This is a genomic window from Verrucomicrobiia bacterium, from assembly GCA_023953615.1.
In the GTDB taxonomy this organism is placed as follows: domain Bacteria; phylum Verrucomicrobiota; class Verrucomicrobiia; order Limisphaerales; family JADLHS01; genus JADLHS01.
This window is the reverse complement of record JAMLJH010000001.1, coordinates 1770363-1793426: the sequence shown is the minus strand read 5'-3', so window position 1 is coordinate 1793426 and position 23064 is coordinate 1770363. Positions and strand designations below refer to the sequence as shown.

At 57.9% G+C, this 23064-nt stretch carries 15 protein-coding genes; 6 read left to right on the top strand and 9 right to left on the bottom strand.

What is annotated here, in order from left to right; genetic code table 11:
- Positions 1-35 precede the first annotated feature (35 nt).
- The 3 genes from M9920_07580 to M9920_07570 all read right to left on the bottom strand — a co-directional run bounded on the left by M9920_07580 (position 36) and on the right by M9920_07570 (position 2596).
- Positions 36-662: a c-type cytochrome gene (locus M9920_07580; GenBank protein ID MCO5052147.1), complete on the bottom strand. Its 627-nt coding sequence runs from the start codon at positions 660-662 to the stop codon at positions 36-38.
- 4 nt (positions 663-666) lie between these two features.
- A complete protein-coding gene (locus M9920_07575) occupies positions 667-1911 on the bottom strand; it encodes a molybdopterin-dependent oxidoreductase (protein MCO5052146.1) in 1245 nt (414 codons plus the stop codon).
- Between the two features lie 319 nt (positions 1912-2230).
- Positions 2231-2596, bottom strand: coding sequence for a hypothetical protein (locus M9920_07570; protein ID MCO5052145.1), 366 nt, complete (start codon positions 2594-2596; stop codon positions 2231-2233).
- Between the two features lie 43 nt (positions 2597-2639).
- Between M9920_07570 and M9920_07565 the strand changes: the two genes are divergently transcribed.
- Positions 2640-3128, top strand: a complete 489-nt coding sequence (locus tag M9920_07565) for an antitermination protein NusG (GenBank protein ID MCO5052144.1) — start codon at positions 2640-2642, stop codon at positions 3126-3128.
- Positions 3129-3208: 80 nt separating this feature from the next.
- Here M9920_07565 and M9920_07560 read toward each other — a convergent pair whose 3' ends face one another.
- The 4 genes from M9920_07560 to M9920_07545 form a co-directional block, all read right to left on the bottom strand.
- A complete protein-coding gene (locus tag M9920_07560; protein MCO5052143.1) occupies positions 3209-3991 on the bottom strand; it encodes a prepilin-type N-terminal cleavage/methylation domain-containing protein in 783 nt (260 codons plus the stop codon).
- A gap of 107 nt (positions 3992-4098) precedes the next feature.
- On the bottom strand, positions 4099-4986 hold the full coding sequence (locus M9920_07555; protein MCO5052142.1) for a prepilin-type N-terminal cleavage/methylation domain-containing protein: 888 nt from the start codon (positions 4984-4986) through the stop codon (positions 4099-4101).
- A 136-nt stretch (positions 4987-5122) separates the two neighbouring features.
- Positions 5123-11029, bottom strand: coding sequence for a lamin tail domain-containing protein (locus M9920_07550; protein MCO5052141.1), 5907 nt, complete (start codon positions 11027-11029; stop codon positions 5123-5125).
- Between the two features lie 286 nt (positions 11030-11315).
- On the bottom strand, positions 11316-15107 hold the full coding sequence (locus M9920_07545; protein MCO5052140.1) for an immunoglobulin domain-containing protein: 3792 nt from the start codon (positions 15105-15107) through the stop codon (positions 11316-11318).
- A 381-nt stretch (positions 15108-15488) separates the two neighbouring features.
- Here M9920_07545 and M9920_07540 point away from each other — a divergent pair, with 381 nt between their 5' ends.
- The 3 genes from M9920_07540 to M9920_07530 are packed head-to-tail and all read left to right on the top strand — an operon-like array spanning position 15489 to position 18272.
- Positions 15489-16208, top strand: coding sequence for a (Fe-S)-binding protein (locus M9920_07540; GenBank protein MCO5052139.1), 720 nt, complete (start codon positions 15489-15491; stop codon positions 16206-16208).
- A complete protein-coding gene (locus tag M9920_07535; protein ID MCO5052138.1) occupies positions 16205-17617 on the top strand; it encodes a LutB/LldF family L-lactate oxidation iron-sulfur protein in 1413 nt (470 codons plus the stop codon). Before M9920_07540 ends, M9920_07535 begins: the two co-directional genes overlap by 4 nt.
- Positions 17610-18272, top strand: a complete 663-nt coding sequence (locus tag M9920_07530) for an LUD domain-containing protein (protein ID MCO5052137.1) — start codon at positions 17610-17612, stop codon at positions 18270-18272. Before M9920_07535 ends, M9920_07530 begins: the two co-directional genes overlap by 8 nt.
- 4 nt (positions 18273-18276) lie before the next feature.
- Here M9920_07530 and M9920_07525 read toward each other — a convergent pair whose 3' ends face one another.
- Positions 18277-19536: a competence/damage-inducible protein A gene (locus M9920_07525; protein ID MCO5052136.1), complete on the bottom strand. Its 1260-nt coding sequence runs from the start codon at positions 19534-19536 to the stop codon at positions 18277-18279.
- A gap of 129 nt (positions 19537-19665) precedes the next feature.
- Between M9920_07525 and M9920_07520 the strand changes: the two genes are divergently transcribed.
- Positions 19666-19950 carry a Smr/MutS family protein gene (locus M9920_07520; protein ID MCO5052135.1) on the top strand — a complete coding sequence of 95 codons (285 nt, stop codon included), beginning with the start codon at positions 19666-19668 and terminating at the stop codon, positions 19948-19950.
- A 96-nt stretch (positions 19951-20046) separates the two neighbouring features.
- Complete coding sequence (locus tag M9920_07515; protein ID MCO5052134.1) at positions 20047-21573, top strand: YifB family Mg chelatase-like AAA ATPase; 1527 nt, start codon at positions 20047-20049, stop codon at positions 21571-21573.
- 8 nt (positions 21574-21581) lie between these two features.
- Here M9920_07515 and M9920_07510 read toward each other — a convergent pair whose 3' ends face one another.
- Positions 21582-23060, bottom strand: coding sequence for an FGGY family carbohydrate kinase (locus tag M9920_07510; GenBank protein MCO5052133.1), 1479 nt, complete (start codon positions 23058-23060; stop codon positions 21582-21584).
- Positions 23061-23064 lie beyond the last annotated feature (4 nt).

Below are 23064 nucleotides of genomic sequence, written 5' to 3'. Positions count from 1 at the left end.
CAACGCTCAATTTTGCGGCCCCGCCCGGCGGTCGCCTACTTCTGATTGAGAATCCAGTTCGCCAGCACCTTGACCTCGCCGTCGCTGATTTGCGGAAACGGCGGCATGATGATTGAACCCCACTTGCCCGAACCGCCCTGGCGAATCTGTTGCGCAATCTTGTGCGCGGCCTCGGAATCAGCCTGATACTTTTGCGCGACTTCGCGGTAGCTCGGTCCAATAACTTTCACCGTGGGCTGGTGACAGGCCAGACAACCGTATTTCGTGCCGAGTTGCGCGGGGTCGGAAGACGCATCGGGAGTGGGTGAAGGCGGCGCTACCGGTGACGGCGTGCCCGTTGCCGGGGTGTCGCCGTAGTTGTGGTATAGATAATCCACAATCGGCTCGATCTGATCCGGCGGCACGTTTGCGCCGTATTTATCCACCATCTTTTTAACGGCTGCGCTCCAGAACGTGCGCGGCAGCGGCGGTTGCGAAGTCACGTATTCGACCGAGTGACAAACCAGGCACTGCCCATTGACCAGTGCCGCACCGGTGGCTTGTTTGAAAGCGCTGGTTTCCGGCGGCAGTTGAATTTTTAACGGGGCATTGGGTGGATTACCGCCGCCCGCCAAAAACACGCCAATCAAAATGGCCGCCGCAAAGAGAAGGATTCGCACCATGAGATCAGGCGGCTTTAATGTGAACGGTTTCCACGACGTTGCGCATGTAACCGGCCGGATTCCACAACGGCTCGAGCGGTTGCGATTCACCAATGCGGTTCGTGGCTTTCACGCGCAGCGCAAAGTCTCCGGTCCGGCGCGGCGTGAAGGGGATGGTCCATTCGCGGAACGAGTATTTGCCCAAATCCTGACCCAACTCGGCGGCCCGCCACGAGTGACCGTCGTCTTCCGAAAATAGAACCTCCTGGAGACCGTAACCGCCATCAAAGGCGATGCCACGCACGGTGAGCGGATGCCCGTTGCGGATTACATCCGCCTCGGCCAGGCTCGTGATGAAGGAGCGGATATTGAAGCGTCCGATGGGCCGGGTCCGCGTGGGCGTCGTCCCCGGCGCCACGCACGCACCGGCATTGTCCGGGATCAAATAAGCCGGATTCATCCAAAAGCTTTTGAAGGTTTCATCCACCACCGTGATTTCATTGAGGTGCTTGACCCAATAGGTGCCGTAGTGGCCGGGCACAATCAACCGCAGGGGATAACCATTCAACATCGGTAAATCGGCGCCATTCATCGCGTAAGCGAGCAGCACGTCTTCATCCAGCGCTTGATCCACGTCCAGCGCCTTTTGGAAATCCGGTGTGGCTTCCAATACCGCCCGATCCAGGCCGTTGAAGACCACTTGCTTGGCGCCGGCCGCGACGCCCGCTTTGGCGAGCACTTCTTTGAGGCGCGCGCCTTTCCACCGGGCGTTCCCCATGGCCCCATGACCCAGTTGCCCACCGCCAACGCGCGGTTTGAAGAAGCCGCGGCTGTTGCCGGAACATTGATTGACCGCAACAATCTCCACCGGCTCGAACTGCGTTTGCAAATCCGTCAGTGAAAGCGTGAGCGGTTGCTTGACCTGCCCCTTGACTTCGAGTCGGAAGGTTTGGGGGTCAATCTCGGTGGGAATTTCGGCGAGATGATAACGCACGAAAAAGGCATCGTTGGGCGTGAGCAAACCTTCGTTGAAAACGGCAAACGGCGTTTCCAACTGCGGAGGCCGGGCGGTCAGCCGGATCAACGGACGCTTTTGCGGGTAGCGAACCAGTTCGCGTTCGCCATTCACGAACGGAAGCGTCACCGTTTCGGCGGCACGGGCGGTCCCGCCAACGCGGGTCAGGAGTGCCCCCGCTCCCGCCAACGCGGCAGTGTGCAGAAACTGGCGGCGGGAAAAACCAACGCCTGCTCCGTGATGGACTTCAGACATGGCGCAAACTGTACTTCGTCCACGCGCCAAGGGAAACATTTTTTGCACCGCGAAAGCTGGACCGAATTGACTCAAATTAAATGTTTCCGGAGCCGGAAGACATTTGATGCGGAAGGAAGGGGGTTTGGGTTTACCGGTTCTACGACGCTGCGTTGTTCTTGATGAAGCATGGCATGTCCTGAAGTTGCGACGAAGTTTCGTCGTATATGCAACAAAAGGTTGTCATGGCTCGTTTGAGCAGTACTGGCGGTTGGATCTCGATATTACTGTCGGGCCACGGTAGCGTCTCTCGACTGGTGATGAAATGGCTGTGGTGGTTTTACTCGATGAAGGCGATGTCTTCGGCAAAGGGTTCCAGCGAGGCGGCAACCTTACTTGCTCCGACAACTTCACCGGTGGAAACGGCAGCATTACCGTAACCGCCATCGGTCCACCGAAATCGAGCTCGCCGCGCCGCAAACCGAAAACGAGCAGTTTCTTTCTGAGGTCGGCGGGCTGACATCGGATATTTTGTGGGACTGAGGGCTTCGGCCAATCGGACGATCGGAGTGGTGTCCGCACGAATTTGGTCGCGATGCCACTGGCAATTTTCACGAACATTTCCGCCGACCTCAGGCCTTTTTTCCGCGTTTACGAAACTCCATAGCCGTCGCGACGCGTCATCGCCAAATTGCGCGGCGGACATTTCTTCGGATTGACTTCTCGTGAGCGCTGATAATCCTCCGGGCATGTCGGAATTACTTTGGTATGCGGCCCACACGCGGCCACGACGAGAAAAAAAACTGGTCGAATTTTGCGCGCAACACGAACTTCAGGCCACGCTGCCATGCTACAATTCTCCGCACCGGTATCGGGGCAAGACGGTGGTTTTTCAAAAGCCACTCTTCCCCGGTTACGTCTTTTTACAACTGCAACCCACGCAAACCGCCTTGGTGCGACAAAATGATCACGTCGCCAATCTGTTGGACATTTTCGATCAAGCCACCTTCGAGAAACAACTACAGGAAATCCTCACCGCCCTGGCTTCCGGACTGGAGGTTCACCTGGCCCCCAACCTCACGGTGGGCACACGGGTGCGAATCCGATCCGGCCCGTTGCAAGGCATCGAAGGGCTGATCGAAGCGCGCTCCGGTCCACGCCGGATCTTTCTGCGCCTGGACTTCATCAATCAGGCGGCAGCGGTGGAACTGGGAGCAGAAGTACTCGAACCGGTTTAATTTCGTGCGCCCGACGGACGAGAAGTTTCGCGGGAAATCAAGTGGGGCGAGCCTGTGGATCGTTCCTGATCCGGGGCGCGTCAATCTTCCAGGTACCAAAAGGAGTGGAGCACTTTGCCGGAAGCGTCCGTTGCCCACAGTTTGGCAAAAGCCACGCGTTCCACGTGCCCATCCAGCAGGGTGACGTTCGCTCCGTTATCATGAACTCGGGGCCGGCCATAATTGTACGGCACGTCAGGATACTGCGGCATGGTGTCGCGGCGGCCATCGCCATCCAAATCCAATGAAAAGCGATAGCCGCTATGCACCGGCGAATAGACATAGTGCGTGATGGTTTCCATGAACATCATGGCGTCGGAAGCTTTCTTGACTCGCGTGGCCTTCAAGGACGGACGGGTATCGGTATAATAAAACGGGCCGCTCAACGGATCGCCGAACGCTCCGAAGTTGGCGCCGATCCAGCAATTCCAAGTCTTGCCATCCCATGCGCCTCGATAATACTCCGGCGCGGCGTAGCTGCCTCCGGGGCATTGACGCAGTTCGTTGGTGAAAACATCGGTTTGACCAAACTGGACTCCCTGCTGAACCCGCCGCGCCACGTAGGGGGCCAGTTTCATGTGCCAAAAATCCTTGGTGTAGTCCGAGGATAAATCGCCAAAAGGCGGCAGCCGATCCTCGTTATCGCCCAGATACATCACGGTCGCCAAACCCCAATTTTTCATGTTGGACACGCACCGCACACCTTTGGCCTTGGCCTTGGCTTTGGCCAAAGCGGGCATGAGCATGGCGGCGAGGATGGCGATGATGGCAATCACCACCAACAGTTCGATAAGCGTAAAAGCTCGTTTGACGCCGGTTTTCATGGACTGTTTTGAACAACTCAAACCGCTTGGGTTCACTCAACTTCGATCTCGATCACTGAGGCCGCCGCGCTGCCCTCGGTGGATTCCCGCGTCATGAGCAGCGCCCTTTACCGCTGGAAAACCGCGCGTTGCAACCGGCGCAAATCCACCTCGGTATTGACGCCCGCTTGAATCAACGGCGCGTCCAGCACATTGTCTCGCGCCAGCGCCCGCCATTTCCAATTCTCACTGTGGCCATCGGCAAATCCCAACACCCCCGCCTTACCATGCCGAACCGTCGGCGAATTTTGCCATTGATTGACGCGATCCGTGGCGTTGACCGCAAAATAACCGTCGTCCAATGTCTCGATGCTTTCATCAATGAACGTCATGGCCTCCGCTGGCGACGGTCGCTTAACCTCGGATAACTTTTTGTACTGCGGAAAGGTCGTACCGAGCACCCAACTGGTATCGCTGACCCCATACTTCGCGGCGGTGCCCTGATCCGCGCCGCCCATCCGGCCTTCGAGTGAGTAGTGCCGCACCAATTGCACAGCCCGCATGTTGGCCGGTGCCGGCGGCAACACCGGACCGCCTTTGGCGCTGGGACAGCGGTAAACTCCCACGTTGGGATTGTAAGGAAAGAGCAGGCCACGACGGATCGCGAGAAGATTGGTGGCCCCCGGCAACTGATAAACACTACCGACGGTCCCATCAATCCATGCCCGCGAATCGTTCAACCAATTGGGCGGCATGACGTCATTGTAATCGCCGATGTACAAAGCCCAACCCACGTTAAGCTGCTTGACGTTGCTGAGACAGATCGCCGCTTGCGCTTTCAGCTTCGCGCGACCGAGCGCCGGCAACAGCATCGCCGCCAGGATGGCGATAATCGCAATCACTACCAGCAGCTCGATGAGGGTGAAGCCCGTTTTAGTTTGCGGACGCCGACAACGCGGCAGCGGCTCCGCTTGTAACGGTTGCGAGGATAGCGTTACTCGAATTGGTTTGGCCATGGTGACGAATTGTTGACGCCAGCCTGACTAATCCCGCAAGCAAACGCAAGCCTATCTTATTCCCAATTTTATTCAAGCTGCTCACCGCGAACCGGGAGCGAGTTACTCCGGGCAATGCCATCAGTGACCGCTGAACTTATGGCAGCAAAACCAGCCGGTAGAAGCGTTGGGGAGCTTCGCCCAGCAGATCGGTGATGGTAAGCACCGAATTGGTGGCCGTCCGATTGGCGCCCAGCGGCGTCCATGACGACGCTTGCAAATCGTCTTTGTATTCCACGCGATAAGTCCGCCCGGTGATGGCTCCAGATTGGAATTGGAGCGTTCCATTGCCTTGAATGGTGATATTACCAACCAGCGGCGCAGCGGGCGCGCCCAATCGGTTACTGGCGCGCGGCGTCCAATCCGGCATGAAGAACACGGCATTGGTATCGCCGTCAGGGTACAATCCCTGACTGACGTTTTGGGTTTGCGGACCAAAGACCACGGCGTGCTGCAGGATTAAATCAGGAGTGGAAAGTCCCAAAGCCTCCCCGCTCAAGCTCAAGGAAAAGCTGGCGTGCAAATCGCCGTTTTCGCCCTGGCCATTCTGGCCGACGTCACCATCGGCCCAGACCAGCAGAAAGCCGTGCGGCGCGATGACCACGTTGGGTGGAATTTGCCACTTGGTAGGATTGCTCAGATTATCCGTGAGGTAAAATCCGGACAGATCCACCGCAACGGTATTCGGATTGTAAAGTTCGAACCAGTCCTGGAACAGCCCATCCAACGGGTCCGCGAAACCACCGGGGCCGGCATTGGCGGCCATCCATTCGTTGATCACCACCGGTCCGGGCGGCAGCGTGCCCAGATTGGTAATCGTGATGGAAGCGGTGGCGTTGGGTAAGGGGTTGCCTTGATTGTCCAAACCTTGCAGGGAAAACGGATTGACAAAATTCGGCAGCGAAACCGTCAACGTCCAGTTCGTCAGGCTGGTCCAGGTTAATTCGCCCACGCTGCCGTTTACGGCAATGTCCTTGACCGCTATCGGCGCGAGTCCCGCCAGGGTCACGACCTCGTTGGCCGTGCCGAAATTCTGCCCGCCGTTGCTGGTAATGACAAACGACACCGCCGTGGGCATGAAGCTTAAAACGTAGTTGCCGCGCTGCTGGAGATACGTCACGGCGCTGCTCCAGTTTTGTCCCAGCAAGCCCGCGTAGTGCGTGGCCCATGGCCCGAGATGCGCCGCGTTCATCGTGGTCGTCACCAAATCAAACAGGTGGTTGTAGTAACGCCGGTAGTTATCCGGCAGCAGGATAAAGCGGCGGGTATTCGAGGAACCACTCCCCGGGAATCCCGCCGAAACGTCCTGAGAGTACGCAAAATCCATGTCCCAGAGCAGTCCCAACGCTTTGCCATCCTCGGGGCGAAAATACGTCTTCCAGTTGTGGTTCAATCCGGCCGTGAACGTATCCCCATCGCCGTTCAGCGCCTTGAACGCCAGCGTGCGCATCCATTCATCCGCGTCGGTCAGTTGCCGCATTTGATTTTCAAATGCCGCGCCGCTCAAACTGAACGCCTGGTTGAGCGCGATGATTTGACGGTAATCATCGAGATCGGAATGATTTTCCTGACTGAAAATCCAGCGGTAATTCTCCTGGTCGTTGCCCCAGTCCTGATAATCCACATTCAACACGTCATCGGGCTGCGGCAGTTTGGGTGATTGCGGGTTGCCGGAACTGGCCGTGGTGGTCGGATAATAAATCAACTCCAGCATGTAGCGTTGGCCGTCATCGCCATTGGCGAACTGGCTTTCAAAATAATCGTTGTTGAAGGCCTGCATCCGCAACAACCCCGTGCCGTCCTCCGAACTGCGCGGCGCAAAGACCTGCACCAAATCGCACTCGATGCCCAGCAAACCGCCGCCGGCGTGGTTGACCGCGTGCCAGAGCAAAATCTCGTCGTGCTTCCCGCCCCGGCCCGAATAGCCTCCGGAGCGATCAATGACCAAGCTCTTCTGCGTGCCGCGAAACAGATGATCCGTATTAAAACTAATCGTAAAACCCACCCGCGAAGAAGCATCCCGACCGCGCTCGCTGCCTTGCAGGTGCATGCCGACATCGTAAAAAACTTCCTGTTCGTCATACACCACGGTTAACCCCGTCCGGGCGTTGCTCATGACATTGGTAGAGGCGTGTAGTCGCGTCACATCCGCCGCCGTCAGCAGTAAGCGCAACCGATGAAGCTGCGGCATCAGCGGCTGACCGTTATCCACCCGATACAAAGCGCGCGAGTTGGTGCCGCCGGCTGGGAAGGTGGTGACCGCGCCCAACCCGTCCGTGGCTTGCACGAAGAATTGCACCATCGTGTTCGCCGCCTGACCGGGGACCAGTCCCGAATAGGTGGCGTAATTGGGCGTCGCAGCGTAACCCGTAAAAGTCATGTTTTCCGTCTGCCAACTGCCGCCATTGGCCGACCAGTAGAGGGTGACATTGGTGACGCCGTGCGGATCAAAGACGTCCGCCGTCACCGTGACGGATTGATTCGGAGCGGGGATCACGGGGTGATGCTGGAACGCGGCAAAAGTGGGTCCTAAATTCGGCGTGTACGCGGAGTTGACCGCACCGGGTGTGCCGCGCAACCGAGGGGTCGGCAACGCGGTGGTTTTGGCGACGCGATTAAAATAGAGCCGGGTATTCAGGCGGTTATTGCCCGCAAGCCATTTGGCGCGAAAGGAAATTTCATACTGCCGTCCATCCACGACCGACTTTCCGCTGGCGTAAGTGGTTTCCAGATGATTGTGCATGTGGCCGGTGGGGCCGGTGGCTCGGAGATGCAGAACGTGGTTGCCCGCGTTATCCGGGTCCACAATGACGGCGCTCGCACCGTGATTGCCCAACACGCGCCACGCGTTCAGTCCCGTCTCGAACGAACCGTTTTGCAACAACTCGACTGGTGCGGTATCGGGCGACTCAATGACGTGCAGATCATCAATAAGGCACTCGCCCTCGTCCAACAAGCCGAGCACAAATTCGTTCCACAACGTCGGACCGAGGATGTTTTGCGCCACCCCGCGATACGAGTAGGTGTGCCATTGGGAGCGGTCCGTCTCGTCGCTCGCCGCCCAGGCTTCCGGTTGGGAATTATCCGCCCAGGGATCGCGTAATTCCAAACTGCTGCCCCCGCCATCGGCCGAGCCGGGCCACCGCCCGCCATCAAAATAATGAACTTCATCCGCTGGATTGTTCGCCGCATCTTTCAACACCAAATAATCGCTGCTGCGCGACAGCTTGTTGGTGTACGGCCCCACCACGGTGGCGTTGGGATAGTTCGATTGCATGAAACCAACCTCCTTGGCGACCACCAGATAACCGCCGCCCGGAAGGATGGTCCCCGGAGCAAACCGAAAATCAATGCCCTCATCCAACCGCCAGCCGGTGAGGTCCACGGCGTTGGCGCTGCGGTTGAACAATTCCACCCAGGAATCAGGGCCCTCTTGCGCCGGGAGCGCGGGGAATTGAAACCCGTAATTACTGACCTCCACCCCAAACGCCATGTCGGCAGCAATCGGATTGGTGGTGAATTGATGCACCTCCACGGCCAGCACGTTGGTACCGACGTTCAGATTAAAAACCGGCACGGTAAACGGACCGCTATAGGCGGGCGTCGCCACGCCAGCGCTGGCCAGGGTCGAATAACTGATTGATCCGGCGGGCATATTCTGCCGGTGGATCTCGACTCCGTTGAGATAATATACTGCGCCATCATCCACGATGGAGTTGAACGTCAACTGCCCGTCATTGGTGCCCCCAGAGAACACAAAGGCAGTGCGGAAATACCACGTGATGATCCGGCGATTCAACGCGTCAACCAGCGGCAGTTCGGTATTTTTCTCCGCTGGCAAAACCGAGCTGGTGTTATAGAACAACGCCCGGCCTTCCGGCCACGAGCTGTCGTTGTAACTGGTCGCGCGCCAGGTGCTGCCGAGATCGGAGCCTTGAGCGTTATACTTCCAAGTGTTGGTGATGCTCAGGAGAATGTTGGTGGCATAAGTGGGCGGCGTGGGCGGCAGCATCGGCGGGTGATACATGATCTCGTTGATGACCACCTCGTCACGAAATTCAAAATGGTTTGAAGCCCCCGGAGTTAACGTGGCGGGAAACCACCAACGTCCGGTGGCGTCGGGCCAGCGGGCGCGCGCCGACTCCTTTACCACCACCGCATCCAGCACTCCGATGCCATTGGGCCGATACAAAATAAGGCGCTGATCCGGTTGCGCCGCAAAACCCAACGTGGCTTGCGTTAATGACAACAGTTGTCCCGCCGCCAAAGTCTGCGCGGGGAAAACGTAATCCGCGGGAGCGCCTTTGCCACGCAGGGACAAAATGCAACCCGTCAGATCCACCGGCGCGGCGCCCGAGTTGATCAGCTCCAGCCAAAACGTGCCGTTGGTGGGAGCGCTCAATTCATTGAACACCACAGGCAGGGGCGGCGGCGTAAGCAGATTGGTGGTGGTCAGTTCCAATTCCGCACCGAACAGCGCCTCCACAAGATTGCCGGAGGCGGAGTGCAATTCCACGGCCAATACGTTCGTCCCCGCAACCAAGGCCGTGTTCAACAGTTGAAATGGTCCCAACACCGTGGGATTCGGCACATTGGACACGGCCAGCGTCCCGGCGGTGATGGGGCCGGCGGGCATATTCCAGCGCAACACTTCGGTGCCGTTCAGATAAAACACGGCGCCATCGGCAACCACCGGACGAAGCCGGACACTGGATAGATGTGGCGCGCCCGGCAAAACGAATTGGGTGCGAAAGTAGTAGCTGGTTCGCTCGTCCGGCAGCGGGGTGTTGCTGACCATTTGCCGCCGCGCGGTGCCCGTCAACTGCACCCGCAACCCGGCCGGATTCGGACTGTCCCCGTCGTTGACCGTAAGAAAATCCAGCGTGTTATCTCCGGCCACAAAACCAGTCGGAAGACTGAAATTGCCGCTTAACGAAGCGAAGCCTTCAAAGGTGATGCCGGTGGATACTCCATTCAGTTGGAGTCCCGTCAGTCGGTTGTCCACGCCCAGCTTGAGCGTCAGGCTGGCCGAGGTGGGATCGAAGCCCGCGAGAGAAAATGTGGTGCGGTAGTTGTAATTGCCCGCCGCAACATTCTCGGTGCCTGGATTCACGGGGCCAATCCAGCTCGATGACAGATCGTTGGCCAACCACGCAGGATGGTTTTGGATGACCGTGGCAGCAATCGCGGGTGGCGGTGGAGTGCTCTGCGCCGATTGAGTCAATTGATAGTGCGGGTCGGTTACACCGGGCGGTAACCCCGCACCATTGGCATCCAGCCCACTGCTAAAAAGCGTGGGGATCGGTTCGGGATTGCCAATCGGCACGCTGATGTTTCCGGCCTTGAAAAGCCCCGCGCCCGATGCCCAACCGTCATCATCGAAATCCGTTTCCCGCCAAGCCGTACCCAAATCAATTCCCGAAGCCTCGTACCTCCAGACGGAATCCAGTTGGAGCGTCATGACGTTGGTGACTTCGTATGGCGTGGTGACGAAATTGCGCCCGCCGGGCGTGCCGCCGACCAAAGTGCTCATCGTCCAGTTGGAAGCCTGATCGCTGGCGCCGTTTTCGTTAAGTTTGGCCAACGATACTCCCGCATCATCCGGCCCAACCGGCCAGTCACCATCCACGCCATACGTGATCGCATCCATCAACCGATGGTTGTTGTTGCGCAGCTCCAATTTCTCACCGCTGTTGGAAAGGCGACCGCTGAACGGGCCCAGCACGTTCGTCAAACCGGTCGCCGCCATCAAGTCCGTCGGTGACGCCGCGACGACCAGATAGCCTTTTCCGGGAATGACCGTGCCCTCCGGAAACGTAAAATCAATTCCGCTGCTCAATGACCATCGGGACAAGTCCACATTCACCGCCATTTGATTATGCAGCTCCACCCATTCCATCAGCGCCTCGTTGGTGGGCGGGTGGTACATGATTTCATTGAAGACCACGACGCTGTCCGCGCGCAGCGCGGTTGGAACGGTGACGCCGAGAAAAATCAAAAGCATCCGGAGCGCGGTCCAGTGCGATGGCTTACCGGCGCTAGCTCGTTTTTGCCAGGTGATGACGTCAGGTAAGCTTGTCGCCAGTGGCGAAAAGCGTTTCATCTTAAATTGCTGCTTCATGAATTCGACTTCCTAGATTTCCTCAAGCGACCCGAAATTACAAGTCACACGGCCCAAACAATATGCCCGCCGTAATTCTCAAGAACACCTTTCCGTGACCAGAAACAAAAACGGCCGGGAGCATTCGCACGCTCCCGGCCTTTGACTACGGTTCGCGTTTGCCCAACCGTTACTGCGCGATTCGGAAGAAACGCTGCGTTCCGGTGGACGTGGTCTGATATGGGCTGGTGGCCCCGGGAATCTCCGTCCACGGCCCGGTCACATCCGGCGCCCATTGTAATTTCTGATCAGGACCGACCGGGGACCACGAGATGGTTATATTATTCCCACTCGCTCCCACCGTGAGAGTGACTTCGGGCAGACTGGTCCGAATGTCCAGCAATCCCCGCAGGTCCACCCGCAAACCCGCCGGGTTGGGTGAATCGGAATCAGTACCACCCGTCAGCGCATTTTCGAGAATGAAATCAACTGTATTCTCGCCCGCCACCAGCCCGCTAGTGAACGTGAAGCTGTTCAGTCCACCAAAGCCAGCCACCGTGACTCCCGTGCTGACTCCGTTGAGCAAAACGTCGTTGACCGCGTTATCTGCCGCGACCCCGCCAATCACCCGGACCTTGCTCAGATCGTAACCAGTCAGATCAAAAGTCGTCTGGTATGTATAAAGGCCTGGCAGATTGCCAGACAACGGATCAATGTCCTGGCGTTGGTTGGAAGAGGCGCCAATCCAACGCGAGCTTGGGCCATTGGCCAGCCACGGACCAGCGGGCGCAATCGGCCAGACGTTCGTGATGCAGACTGCGTCCGGCCCGGGGAAGTTCCAATCGGCACTGACCGAAAGCACGTAATGCGGATCCACCGCCCCATCACCTAGCAACGCTCCATTGGCGCCCACACCCGTGCCAAAAATGCCCGGGATGACCTGGAAAGCTACGTCAACGTAAGCCCCACTGCTGACCTCGTCGCCCCACGGATTCGAAACGCGAACCGTATAAGTCCCAGCGGCTGCTCCAGTCACTCCGACCAGCGTCAAGGTGTCCTGGGTTTCTCCGACCAGATCCTGACCGTTTTTACGCCACTGATAACTGAAGGGCAAAGAACCATTGGCAATCACCTTCAATACCACATTGTCACCTTCAATCGCTTGAACCCCTTGCGGTTGGCTAACAATGCTCACCGGCAATCCCGGCAGCACTTTCGTGCTCGTCTGGGTGAACTCAACCCGTAATCCGGATGGACCGACCTCTCCAATGTTAGCCATCACAAAATCCATCGTGTTGTTTCCTGCAATGAACGGAACATCGGCGCTGGTAATCGTGAAAGCCGTCCAGGCACTGAATCCAGTGCTTAAGGGCACATTTACTTGTTGGTCGTTGACATACACGGCTACGCCGGCGTTATCCGTACTCCAACGTCCGTTGATCACCACGGTACTCGTATCGCGACCACTCAGATCGAAGGTGGTGCGATACCGATAATTTCCCATGGCGATATCAGTATCGCCAGCCGTGGCCCGGGGTGCGACCCATTTGGACGCAGCGCTACTGGCCAGCCAGTTTCCGGTTGAAATGGGGAACTGATCATCATTGGCTACAAAGACATCGGCAGAACCACTATCTGGATTTTCCGTCAAGACCCAGAAGGGAGTAACAATCCCGTTCGCCTGTGGCAAACCGTTAGCGCCAATGCCGGTACTGCGTAGCGAATAAATCGGTTGCACCAAGGACAGCTCCGCCACGACGCTGGTCACCGATCCAGAGCTGTTTGCCACTACTACCGTGTAATCACCTATATCACCCACTCCGACAGCGGAGATTGACAATCCTGGGTTCGTTTCGCCGGAAAGCGCAGTACCATCATGATACCATTGATAGCTTAAGGGCAAACTACCCTGTGCGATGGTGCTAAAACTCACCGTGCTACCGGGCACCACCGATACGGATTGCGGCTGCGAGCTAAGGCTGGGCGGTGTTCCCGGTGCCACTTGTACAATCGCCACATTGTCAATCAGTGCAGTGCAATCTCCGGCCTCTGGAGCACTTTTAATGAACGCCAAACTTAAATCCGTAGCCGTGGCCGTAAACATGGCGCTGGAAACTTCTCGATAAGGATTGCTGCCACCGACTGGAGCCAGCGAATGTAATGGCACAACGGTATTACCATTCACCTTGACCTCCATTCCGGGGCGGGTGACCTCGGAACGAGCGTTTTCATAATAATGCACATAATAGTGACCGCCCACCGTGAAGCCGCTCAGGGTTTGACTCAGTTCCCCATTCCCCTGCATGAAGGCAATCTGACTTCCCTGTGGAATGGCTCCGTTATCTCCGAAGGGACTACGCCCATCTGGTGGCCGCACAGGGTTAATGCCGTGATCGTCGAGCGAATTCCAGCCGATGATTGATGAAGCATTTTCACCAAAGCTAGGATTACGAAGGTAACCCGGCCAAATATAAAACTCATCCTCTTCAAAACTTGGATTAATGATGTTAATCGCGCCCACCGTCAGTCGGGCTACCTGACTGGTGACTGAGCCAACCGAGTTTGCCACCACCACATCATAGAGTCCGGCGTTGGCGGCAGAAACCGAATTCACCACCAAGGTATTGTTGATTTCCCCGGGAAGATTGTTCCCATTCCAACGCCATTGGTAAGTCGGCAAAGGCACCGCCGAAGCCGTGACTTTGAAGCCCACAGTAAGACCTGGAGAAACGATCGTGCTCTTCGGATGCGCAGTAATCTTCGGGGCCGCCGGACGCGGCGTCGTTTCGCGATTCGCAAAACCATAGATGTGAATACTCACGTTATCCGCCTGGAAGGGAGCAATTCGAAACGTCGCACTACCGCTGGCATCAGCCGTGTAGCGATAGGAAAGCCGGATGCCCACATCGTTACCAAATTGGTCCTGGTTGAACGTCAGATAATCATCGCCCATGCTGCACGTCGCCCAACGGGCCGTTTCGGAAGCATTCTCCCAGCCCACCGAAAAAACGCTCAGGAGATACTCTGTTCCCGGTGAGAGCCCCTCGAGGGTAATACTTTCATAAGAACCAGCGGCGACCGCACTGCTATACAAAAAATCACGGCCCAATATCTCTCCGCCACCACCGGCCCACCTCGGTCCGTTATCATCACCGTTATAGACATTCCCCAGCAAGGTGGTGGAAAATTGTCCTGCCACCGCAGGATTTGCCCCACCCACCCCGGTAAAATTGACATCATTAACGGTTGTGTCTTCACTGCTGCCAAAGCTGTAAGCGTGCGTGTAAACATAATCCGGATCTATTCCCGAATCGCCGTCCGAGTTCCACGCCTCAACCGACCAGCGCTGGGTGCTGGGAGCAATCTTAAAATCGTCAACCACCACGGTGTGGTCGCCGTTAGCATCGTTTACAAGCGAGAGTTCCGCAGTTGCGGCATTGGCCGTAAACTCGAACGCAACATACCAATAACCAGCGGCCCCGCCCACTGTTCCCGGGGCAAACCCATCCGGCCAGGATCCTGGTAATCCCGGCAGTAAAACTGAAATCTGGTCAACATAAACCTTTAAGCGCGGCACATCGGCAGTCCGAACCCGGCCATTGGCACGAAAGGTCACCTTGTAAGTCGTGCCGGCGCTCAGACCGCTAATGGTCGTGCTGAGCTTCGTTGGGGTGCTCGGATCGGTGGCGTTGGACTGGATGAATGCCACGTTACTGCCATCGGGAATCGTTCCGTTGTTGGCAAATGGACTGCCACTCGCTGGATTTAATCCCACTCGCTCCGCAGGACTGCCCACCCAACCCGTAATCGGCCCATTGTCGCTGGTATAACCGGGAAAAATAGTAAAGGTGTCAGCCTCAAAGCTGGGATTGGGAATAGTTTGGCCAATAACGGACTGGCCCAAGAGATAAATAGATGCGACCAAGCCGGCGCCGAGCCGACCAGGCCACCTAAGAACACGAATCATTTGGCGAAGTTTCATGGTTTTAGTGGATTAAGTTTGATTTTTCACCCCAAGCATTTGGCCCGCCCAGAACCAGCGCGCGTTATGGCTTGAAGCTGGGGTGATTCCAGCAGCAACTCCGCAGACCGTCAAGAGCAATTATTATTACCAGAAAAAAACCTGTTACCTCAAATTCGCCAAATGCGAATCCTCACGGATGAAACTCACGACGGCGACACCATCACGAGTGACACCCCGTAGAAGCTGAACCTGCCACACCTTTATCCGCAAACCACCGCCCACAATCATTCACATGACGTTCCTTGAGAACGCCGGCAGTAACCAAATTGCGCCGCTTCAAGTCTGTCATCTGGAAAATCTTCTCGAAATCCTGGCCGGGAAGCGCATGATGAGGTGGCCATGACCGTTACTTTGTTCGTTCCGTGTTTTGTGGATTTGCTGTTTCCACAAGTAGCGATCAGTGCGGTGCGCCTGTTCGAGCGGTTGGGGCATCGGGTGGTCGTGCCCGAGGGACCGGCGTGTTGCGGGCAGCCGTCGTTCAATACCGGTTACTGGGGCAATGAATGTCGCGACCTCGCGTTGCAAGTCATGCAAACATTGCGGGAGGCGGAGGCGATCGTCATCCTAAGCGGTTCGTGCGGCGCGATGATGAAGGTGTTTTACCAGGAGTTGTTCGCGAAAACGGAACATGCCGCCCTGACCCGGGAATTCGCGCCCAAGGTGTGGGAGTTTTCCAGTTTCCTGGTCAACAAACTGGGGGTGACCGATGTGGGCGCGCGGTTTCCGCACAAGGTTACTTTCCACGATGGTTGCCACGGATTGCGCGAACTGCATAACCAACGACCGCCGCGCGAATTGCTCGCCAAGGTGCAGGGGTTGGAGTTGGTCGAAATGGGCGCGGCGGAAATCTGCTGCGGTTTTGGCGGGACGTTTTCGGTGAAATTCCCGGCCATCTCCACCGCCATGGCGGAGGTGAAATGTGCCAGCGCCTTGGACACCCAGGCGGAATACGTGGTTTCATGTGATTCCAGTTGCCTGATGCAGATTCAAGGTCTGGCGGACCGGCAACGCAAACCCATCAAGACCCTGCATTTGGCGGAGGTGCTCGCACAAACATGAGCGCGCCCGCCACCCAATTCAAAGCGGACGCGCAACGCATGGCTGCGGATTTGCGCCATCGCGCCACCATCCAGACCGCGATGGGCAAATACGAGGTGGTGCGCGACCAGCGGAAGCGCTGGTTTCAAGACTGGGAAGGCGCGCGCACCCTCGCGGCGCGCACCAAATACGAGGCGGTCAACGGACTGGACAAACATCTCACCCGCTTCACCCAGCAGCTTGAAGCGCGCGGCACGAAAGTGCATTGGGCCAGCACCGGCGCACAGGCGTGCGAAATCATCCTTGATATTCTGAAGGCAAAGAACGCCAAGGTCGTCGTGAAGTCGAAGTCCATGACCTCCGAGGAAATCCACTTGAACGGCGCGCTGGAACGGGCGGGGGTCGAGGTGGTGGAATCGGACCTGGGCGAGTTCATTGTGCAATTGCGTGGTGAACCGCCGTATCATCTGGTTTTCCCCGCGATGCACCTGACGCGCGACGAGATCAAAGACGTCTTCGAGAAGAAATTGCACGACGCGCCTTCAAACGATCCGGAGGAGTTGACGATGGTGGCGCGCCGACAACTGCGGAAGAAATATATTCAAGCCGACGTCGGCATCACTGGAGCCAATTACGCCATCGCTGAGACGGGAATGATTTCCATCACCGAGAACGAAGGCAACGCGCGGCTCACGGCGGCGTTACCCCAAACGATGATCACGTTGATGGGCATTGAGAAGGTTCTGCCGCGTTACGAGGATCTGGCGTTGTTTCTCCCGATGCTGGCGGTCATGGGCACCGGACAGGCGTTGACCTGTTACAACACGATGTATGGCGGACCGCGCCAGACTGATGAAGCGGACGGACCGGAAGAATTCCATGTGGTGCTGCTGGACAACCGCCGGACGTTGGTGTTGGCGGACGTCGAGCAGCGCGATGCGCTGGGCTGTATTCGCTGTGGCGCGTGTTTGAACGTTTGCCCGGTTTACCGCAACGTCGGCGGCCACACTTACGGCACGGTCTATGGCGGGCCGATTGGTTCGGTGATCACCCCGCACTTGCGCGACTTGCAGGATTGGAAACATCTCAGCTACGCCTCCTCGCTGTGCGGCGCCTGCACCGAGACCTGTCCGGTGGGCATTGACATTCATCATCATTTGCTGCGCAACCGGCGCAACGCGTCCGCGCCCAAGACCGGCAAACCGAGCTGGACGCAGCGACAGCTTTTCAAAATTTACGGCGCCATCGCCGCGCGTCCCAGGCTCTGGAAACTGACCACCAAACTCGGACGTTTTGCGCAGGTCTTTCATGGTCCGGTGAAAGGCGGGGTGCTGGACCCGATGCGCGCCTGGACCAAGACCCGTGATTTGCCGCCGATCGCCCGGCAGAGCTTTCGCGAGTGGTGGAAAGAACGAGGTGGGCATGAGTGAACGGGACAACATTTTCGCCCGCATCAAAGAGGCATTGAAGTTGCAAGCGCCCGCGCGGCACGGTCGTGGGTTACCTACCATCGAAGAACAACGGCACGTCATGCCGCCGGTTGGAAAATCCGAATCGGAGTTATTCGAGTTGTTCGCGAAGAACGCGACCGACCTGCGCGCCACCTTCAAACGCGTCAAGGATTTGGGCGAAGTGACGGCGGAACTGCGCGCGTTGCGAGACTCAGAAAAGTGGCAGCGCGTGGCGACGCACCGCGGCTCATTGGCCGAGCCGCAGGCGCGGAGTCTGGGATTGCCCTTGATGATTACCGAAGAAAACAGCGAAAAACATGAGCTGGAGCAATGCGACGTCGGGATTACGGAATGTGATGCCTTGGTGGCGCAGACCGGCACGGTGCTGGTGACCAGTCGCACCGCCGGCGGCCGGGCTTTGACTTGTCTGCCGCCGCATCATGTGGTGCTCGCGCGCCGCGAGCAAATGATGTCAGATTTACCAGCGGCCATGCAGTTGGTACAGCAAAGATTCGGGGATCAATATCCCAGCATGATTTCCTTCATCACCGGCGCGAGCCGGACGGGCGACATTGAACGCATCCTGGTGCTCGGCGCGCACGGTCCGAAGAAATTAACGATCCTGTGTTGCTGAATAATTACTCCAACGCCAGAAGCTTCCGGCGCAAAATTTCCAGAGCTTGCGTGCCGGTCACTTGTTTGAAGGTTTCACGGTCGAACGGATTGGATTGCGGCCGGGCGAAATTTTCCGATGCGGAAGCAAAGCCGATAAACACCGTCCCGACTGGTTTGGCCGTACTGCCGCCGCCCGGTCCCGCAATCCCGGTAACCGACAGGGCATAATCCGCGCCCGTCTCGCGGCGCGCGCCTTCGGCCATCTCCCGCGCCACGACTTCACTAACCGCGCCGTAAGTCTGCAGCGACGCGTCGCGCACGCCGAGGAATTTCTGCTTCGCAATGTTGGCATAGGTGACGAGGCTGGCGAGCAATACCGCCGAAGCCCCGGGTACGTTGGTGATGCGGTTTGCCAAACCGCCGCCGGTACAGGATTCGGCGAGCGCCAGGGTTTGGCGGCGCTCGGTCAACAAACGCACAATGACCGCTTCCAGGCTTTCGTCCGCCTCGGTGAAAATGTGACCGCGCAATTCCTCGTGAACAATGGCCTCGGCGGCGCGAACCAGCTCATTCGCGGTTGCGCCTCTGGCGATAAACCGCACATCCACGGCGCCGATGTGCGCGCAGTAACCCAGTTCCAAACCTTGAGCGATGGCCGTTTGCAATCGCGCATCAATGCGTTCGGCAACCTGCGACTCACCCAGCCCCACCGTGCGCAACGTGTGGCAAATAAAACCGGCTGCCGAGGGCAACTCCCGTTGCAACAGCGGCACCACGGAAAGATCAAACATGGGATGCAACTCGCGGGGCGGCCCCGGCAGCATGATGAGCCAGCGCGCGGGATGTTGCGGCAGCGGCGCGAGTTTGAGCGCCAGACCAGGGGCCGTGCCATGAGGATTGGGCAGGACCGTGGCGCCTTCCGGAACCAGCGCTTGCACGCGCGTGCTGGCGGGCAGGGGACGCTGGCGCTGCGCAAAGAAGCTCTGAAGGTGTTGGAGGATGGCAACGTCTTCGTAAAGTTTCCGGCCCAGCAGCCGCGCGATCAATTCCCGCGTGAGATCATCCGAGGTGGGGCCCAATCCACCGGTGGTGATGATCAGATCGGCGCGGGTCAAAGCTGCTTTCACGGCCAGTTCAATTTCCGCGGCAGTATCCGGCACGGCGACTTGATGCGAGATGATATAACCGAGATCGGCCAATCGTCGCCCCAACCATTGTTGGTGCGTGTTGAGTACCTGCCCCAGCAGTAATTCGCTGCCGGTATTGATCAATTCGACCTTCACCAATCCAGTTTGGCGGAGATGTCCCGCCACGCAAGCGCGAGGTAATTCCAGACGGGTTCTGAAAATGCGACCGCCACCCGCGCCAAGAATTACGGGTGCAATACCGGCGCGGCTTAGTAAGGTGGCGGGGTGGACGACGAACCGCTGCAACTGCCGATTGACGGGGTGTTGGACCTGCACACGTTTCAACCTCGCGAAGTGAAATCCCTGGTGTCGGATTATCTGGCGGAATGTTTGGGGCGCGGCATTTCTCGCGTGCGCATCATCCACGGCAAGGGCACGGGGCAACTGCGCCAGACGGTCCACCATCTGTTGCGGCGCCATCCACACGTCGCGGAATTTCATCTGGCAAATGAATCCTTCGGCGGCTGGGGCGCGACCATTGTGCATTTGAAACGCGGCGCCACAATGTGATCTGAGGCGACACGCCTCCAGGGTGGGCGCCAGCGAGGGCCGGGCCGATGTAAAATGCGGTTGCGCTTCCCGGCGCGGTTCGGGAAGATGCGGCATATGTTAGCCCGGGTCTGGTCCGCCGCCGTCAACGGTATTGAAGCCTTCCCCGTCGAAGTGGAAGTCAGTGCCGGATTTGGCGATACGCGCATCGTGATTGTGGGCTTGCCGGATGCGGCCGTGCGGGAATCGCAGGACCGCGTCACCACGGCGCTGACCAGTTCCGGCTTCAAAGTTTCCTACGGGCGAACCACGATCAATCTGGCGCCCGCCAGCGTGCGCAAGGAAGGCCCGAGTTTTGATCTGCCCATTGCGCTCGGAATGTTGGCCGCCAGCGAGCAGATCGAGACGGATCAGTTGGATAATTTCATGTGCGTGGGCGAACTGGCGTTGACCGGCGCGGTGCGGCCCTGCAAGGGAGTTTTACCGATCGCCATTCGCGCGCAACAGGAAGGCAAGGCGGGGGTGTTGGTGCCGGTGGAGAACGCCGCGGAAGCCGCCGTGGTGACCGGGTTGCAGGTCATCCCGATTCAAAATTTGCGCGAAGCCACCGATTTTCTCGAAGGCTTGATTACGCTCAAACCGGTACGGGTGAATCTACGGGATGTTTTTGATCAACCTCGCGATGACGACGTGGACTTTGCCGAGGTGAAAGGACAGGAATCGGTCAAGCGCGCGTTGGAAATTGCGGCAGCGGGCGGTCATAACGTGCTGTTGATCGGTCCGCCGGGCACGGGCAAATCCATGCTGGCCAAACGACTGGCGACCATTTTACCGCCGTTGACGCTGGCGGAGGCGCTGGAAGCGACCAAGATTCACAGCATCGTGGGTTTGTTGCCGACCGGACAAGGATTGCTGACGCGCCGACCGTTCCGCGCGCCGCATCACACCGCGAGTGACGCGGGTCTGCTGGGAGGTAACATCAATCCGACGCCCGGTGAAATTTCCCTGGCGCATCACGGCGTATTGTTTTTGGATGAATTGCCCGAATTCAAACGGAGCGTGTTGGAGACGTTGCGGCAACCATTGGAAGAAGGGCGCGTGACGATTTCCCGGGCGGCGGGCGTGATGACTTTTCCCAGCCAATTCATGCTGGTGGCGGCAATGAATCCCACGCCGGATGGCAAGATGCCGCACGAGAGCCGAAGCTCGCCGCGCGAGATTCAAAATTATCTGGGTCGCATTTCCGGCCCGTTGTTGGATCGGATTGATATCCACATCGAGGTGCCGCCGGTTAAATTTCGCGAAATGACCGGCGAGCGCAGCGGTGAAACCTCGGCGCAGATTCGGACCCGGGTGGTGGCCGCCCGCGAAATCCAACAGCAACGCTTCATCCGCAAAAACGGAATCACCTGCAACGCGCGCATGGCGACGCGTGAGCTCAAGGAGTTTTGCCAGTTGGACGAAACAACGAAGGAACTGCTGCAAATGGCCATGGCGGAATACAATCTCAGCGCGCGGGCGTACGATCGGATTTTGAAGGTGGCGCGCACCATTGCCGATTTGGCGGGGGCGGCTCAAATCTCCACCGATCACGTCAGCGAAGCCATTCAACTGCGTTCGTTGGACCGGCAGTTGTGGGGGTGAGCCGCGGGTCAGGCGTTCGCCAGCACCGTTGCGGCCGCCAGCTCGGATTGACGGAGTGCCGGAGTATCCCAGTCCACTTCGTGCGGAATAATCGCCTGAATTTTATAGGAGCTGCGGAGAATTTCATGCGCGGCTTCCAGGGAGGGAATGTGCCGCAGCGTCAACGCCTGCACGATGACGTTGCCGATCGCCGCCGCATCGGGCGAAGCGATGATCGCCGGAACTTGAAACGCATTGACGATGAAATGATTTAACAAGGTGTTTTCACCCGCGCCGAAAAGATAAATGCGGGCGAACTTCCGCCCGGTCAGCACCTCGAGTTCGTGAAAAGCCTTGCGATAAGCCAGCGCGAGACTTTCCAGCACGCAGCGGATGATTTGTCCGGGTTTGCGGGGAATTTCCTGACCCGTTTCCCGACAATACGCCTGAATCTTCAGCGGCATGTCTTCCGGCGTGGCGAAACGCGGGTCCGCTGGATCAATCAACACCTCGAAAGCGGGCGAGGTCGTGGCCAGGTGCATCAACACGTCGTCGCACAGTTCACGGTCGCGTTCGAGCCAGAATTTGCGGCAGGCGTCGAAGATGGAAAGGCCGATGAGTTGCCGGTAAAGATTCGTCGTGCCACCGAGGCAGGTCGCATGTGAGTAGAGTCGGGCCTGATCGCCGGGTGTGGTGATGGGATCGTTGATTTGGGTACCGATCAAAGTTTCCGAACCAATCTTCACGTAGGCCCAATCATTGCCGTGATTCAGCGGCAGACTCGATAATGACGCCGCCAGTTCATGCGAATTGGTGGCGACAATTTGCGTGCCTTCCAGGCGGGTTTGGCGCGCGATTTCCGGTTTCAACTCACCCAGGCGGGTGCCCGCCGGAACGATCGCGGGAAACAACTGGGCGGGTAAATGCAAGTCGTTGATCAAGCGGCGCGACCACGTTTTACTGACCGGCGTGTATAATTGTGTCGTGCTGGCCAGCGACATTTCCGCGCAGGCAATCCCGCCAAGTAAGTGATTGAACGCATCGGCCACCAGTAACAGGACCTCGCTTTGTTTCAGGCGTTTGGGCGGCTCGGTTTGCAGTTGAAACAGCGTGGCGCGCGGGTCAAGCGGCGAGTTGGTTTCGGTGTAAATGGTTTCCGGAGTAATTTGCCGCAAGGCCGCCGCCCGGTTCTTCTCCGTGCGCGAATCCAAATGATGATATACGGGCGATAGGAGTGTCTCGCGCCGGTCAAAGAGGAGATAATCCGCGCCCCACGAATGGCAACTGATGCTGTGGATATCGGTGTCTTGCGCGCCCACTTCGAGCAGACTGCGCAGAATGTAGTTAAAAAACTCCGGGATATTCCACTGCAACGCCTTTTTGTCTTCCAAAATCGGACTGTCGAAACGCGCCAGCTCGCCGAGCTTGAGAGTATTATGTTCCAAGGACCCCAACATGACCCGACTCGTCCGCGCCCCCAGCTCGCAAGCAATGTACAACTTCTCCATAACC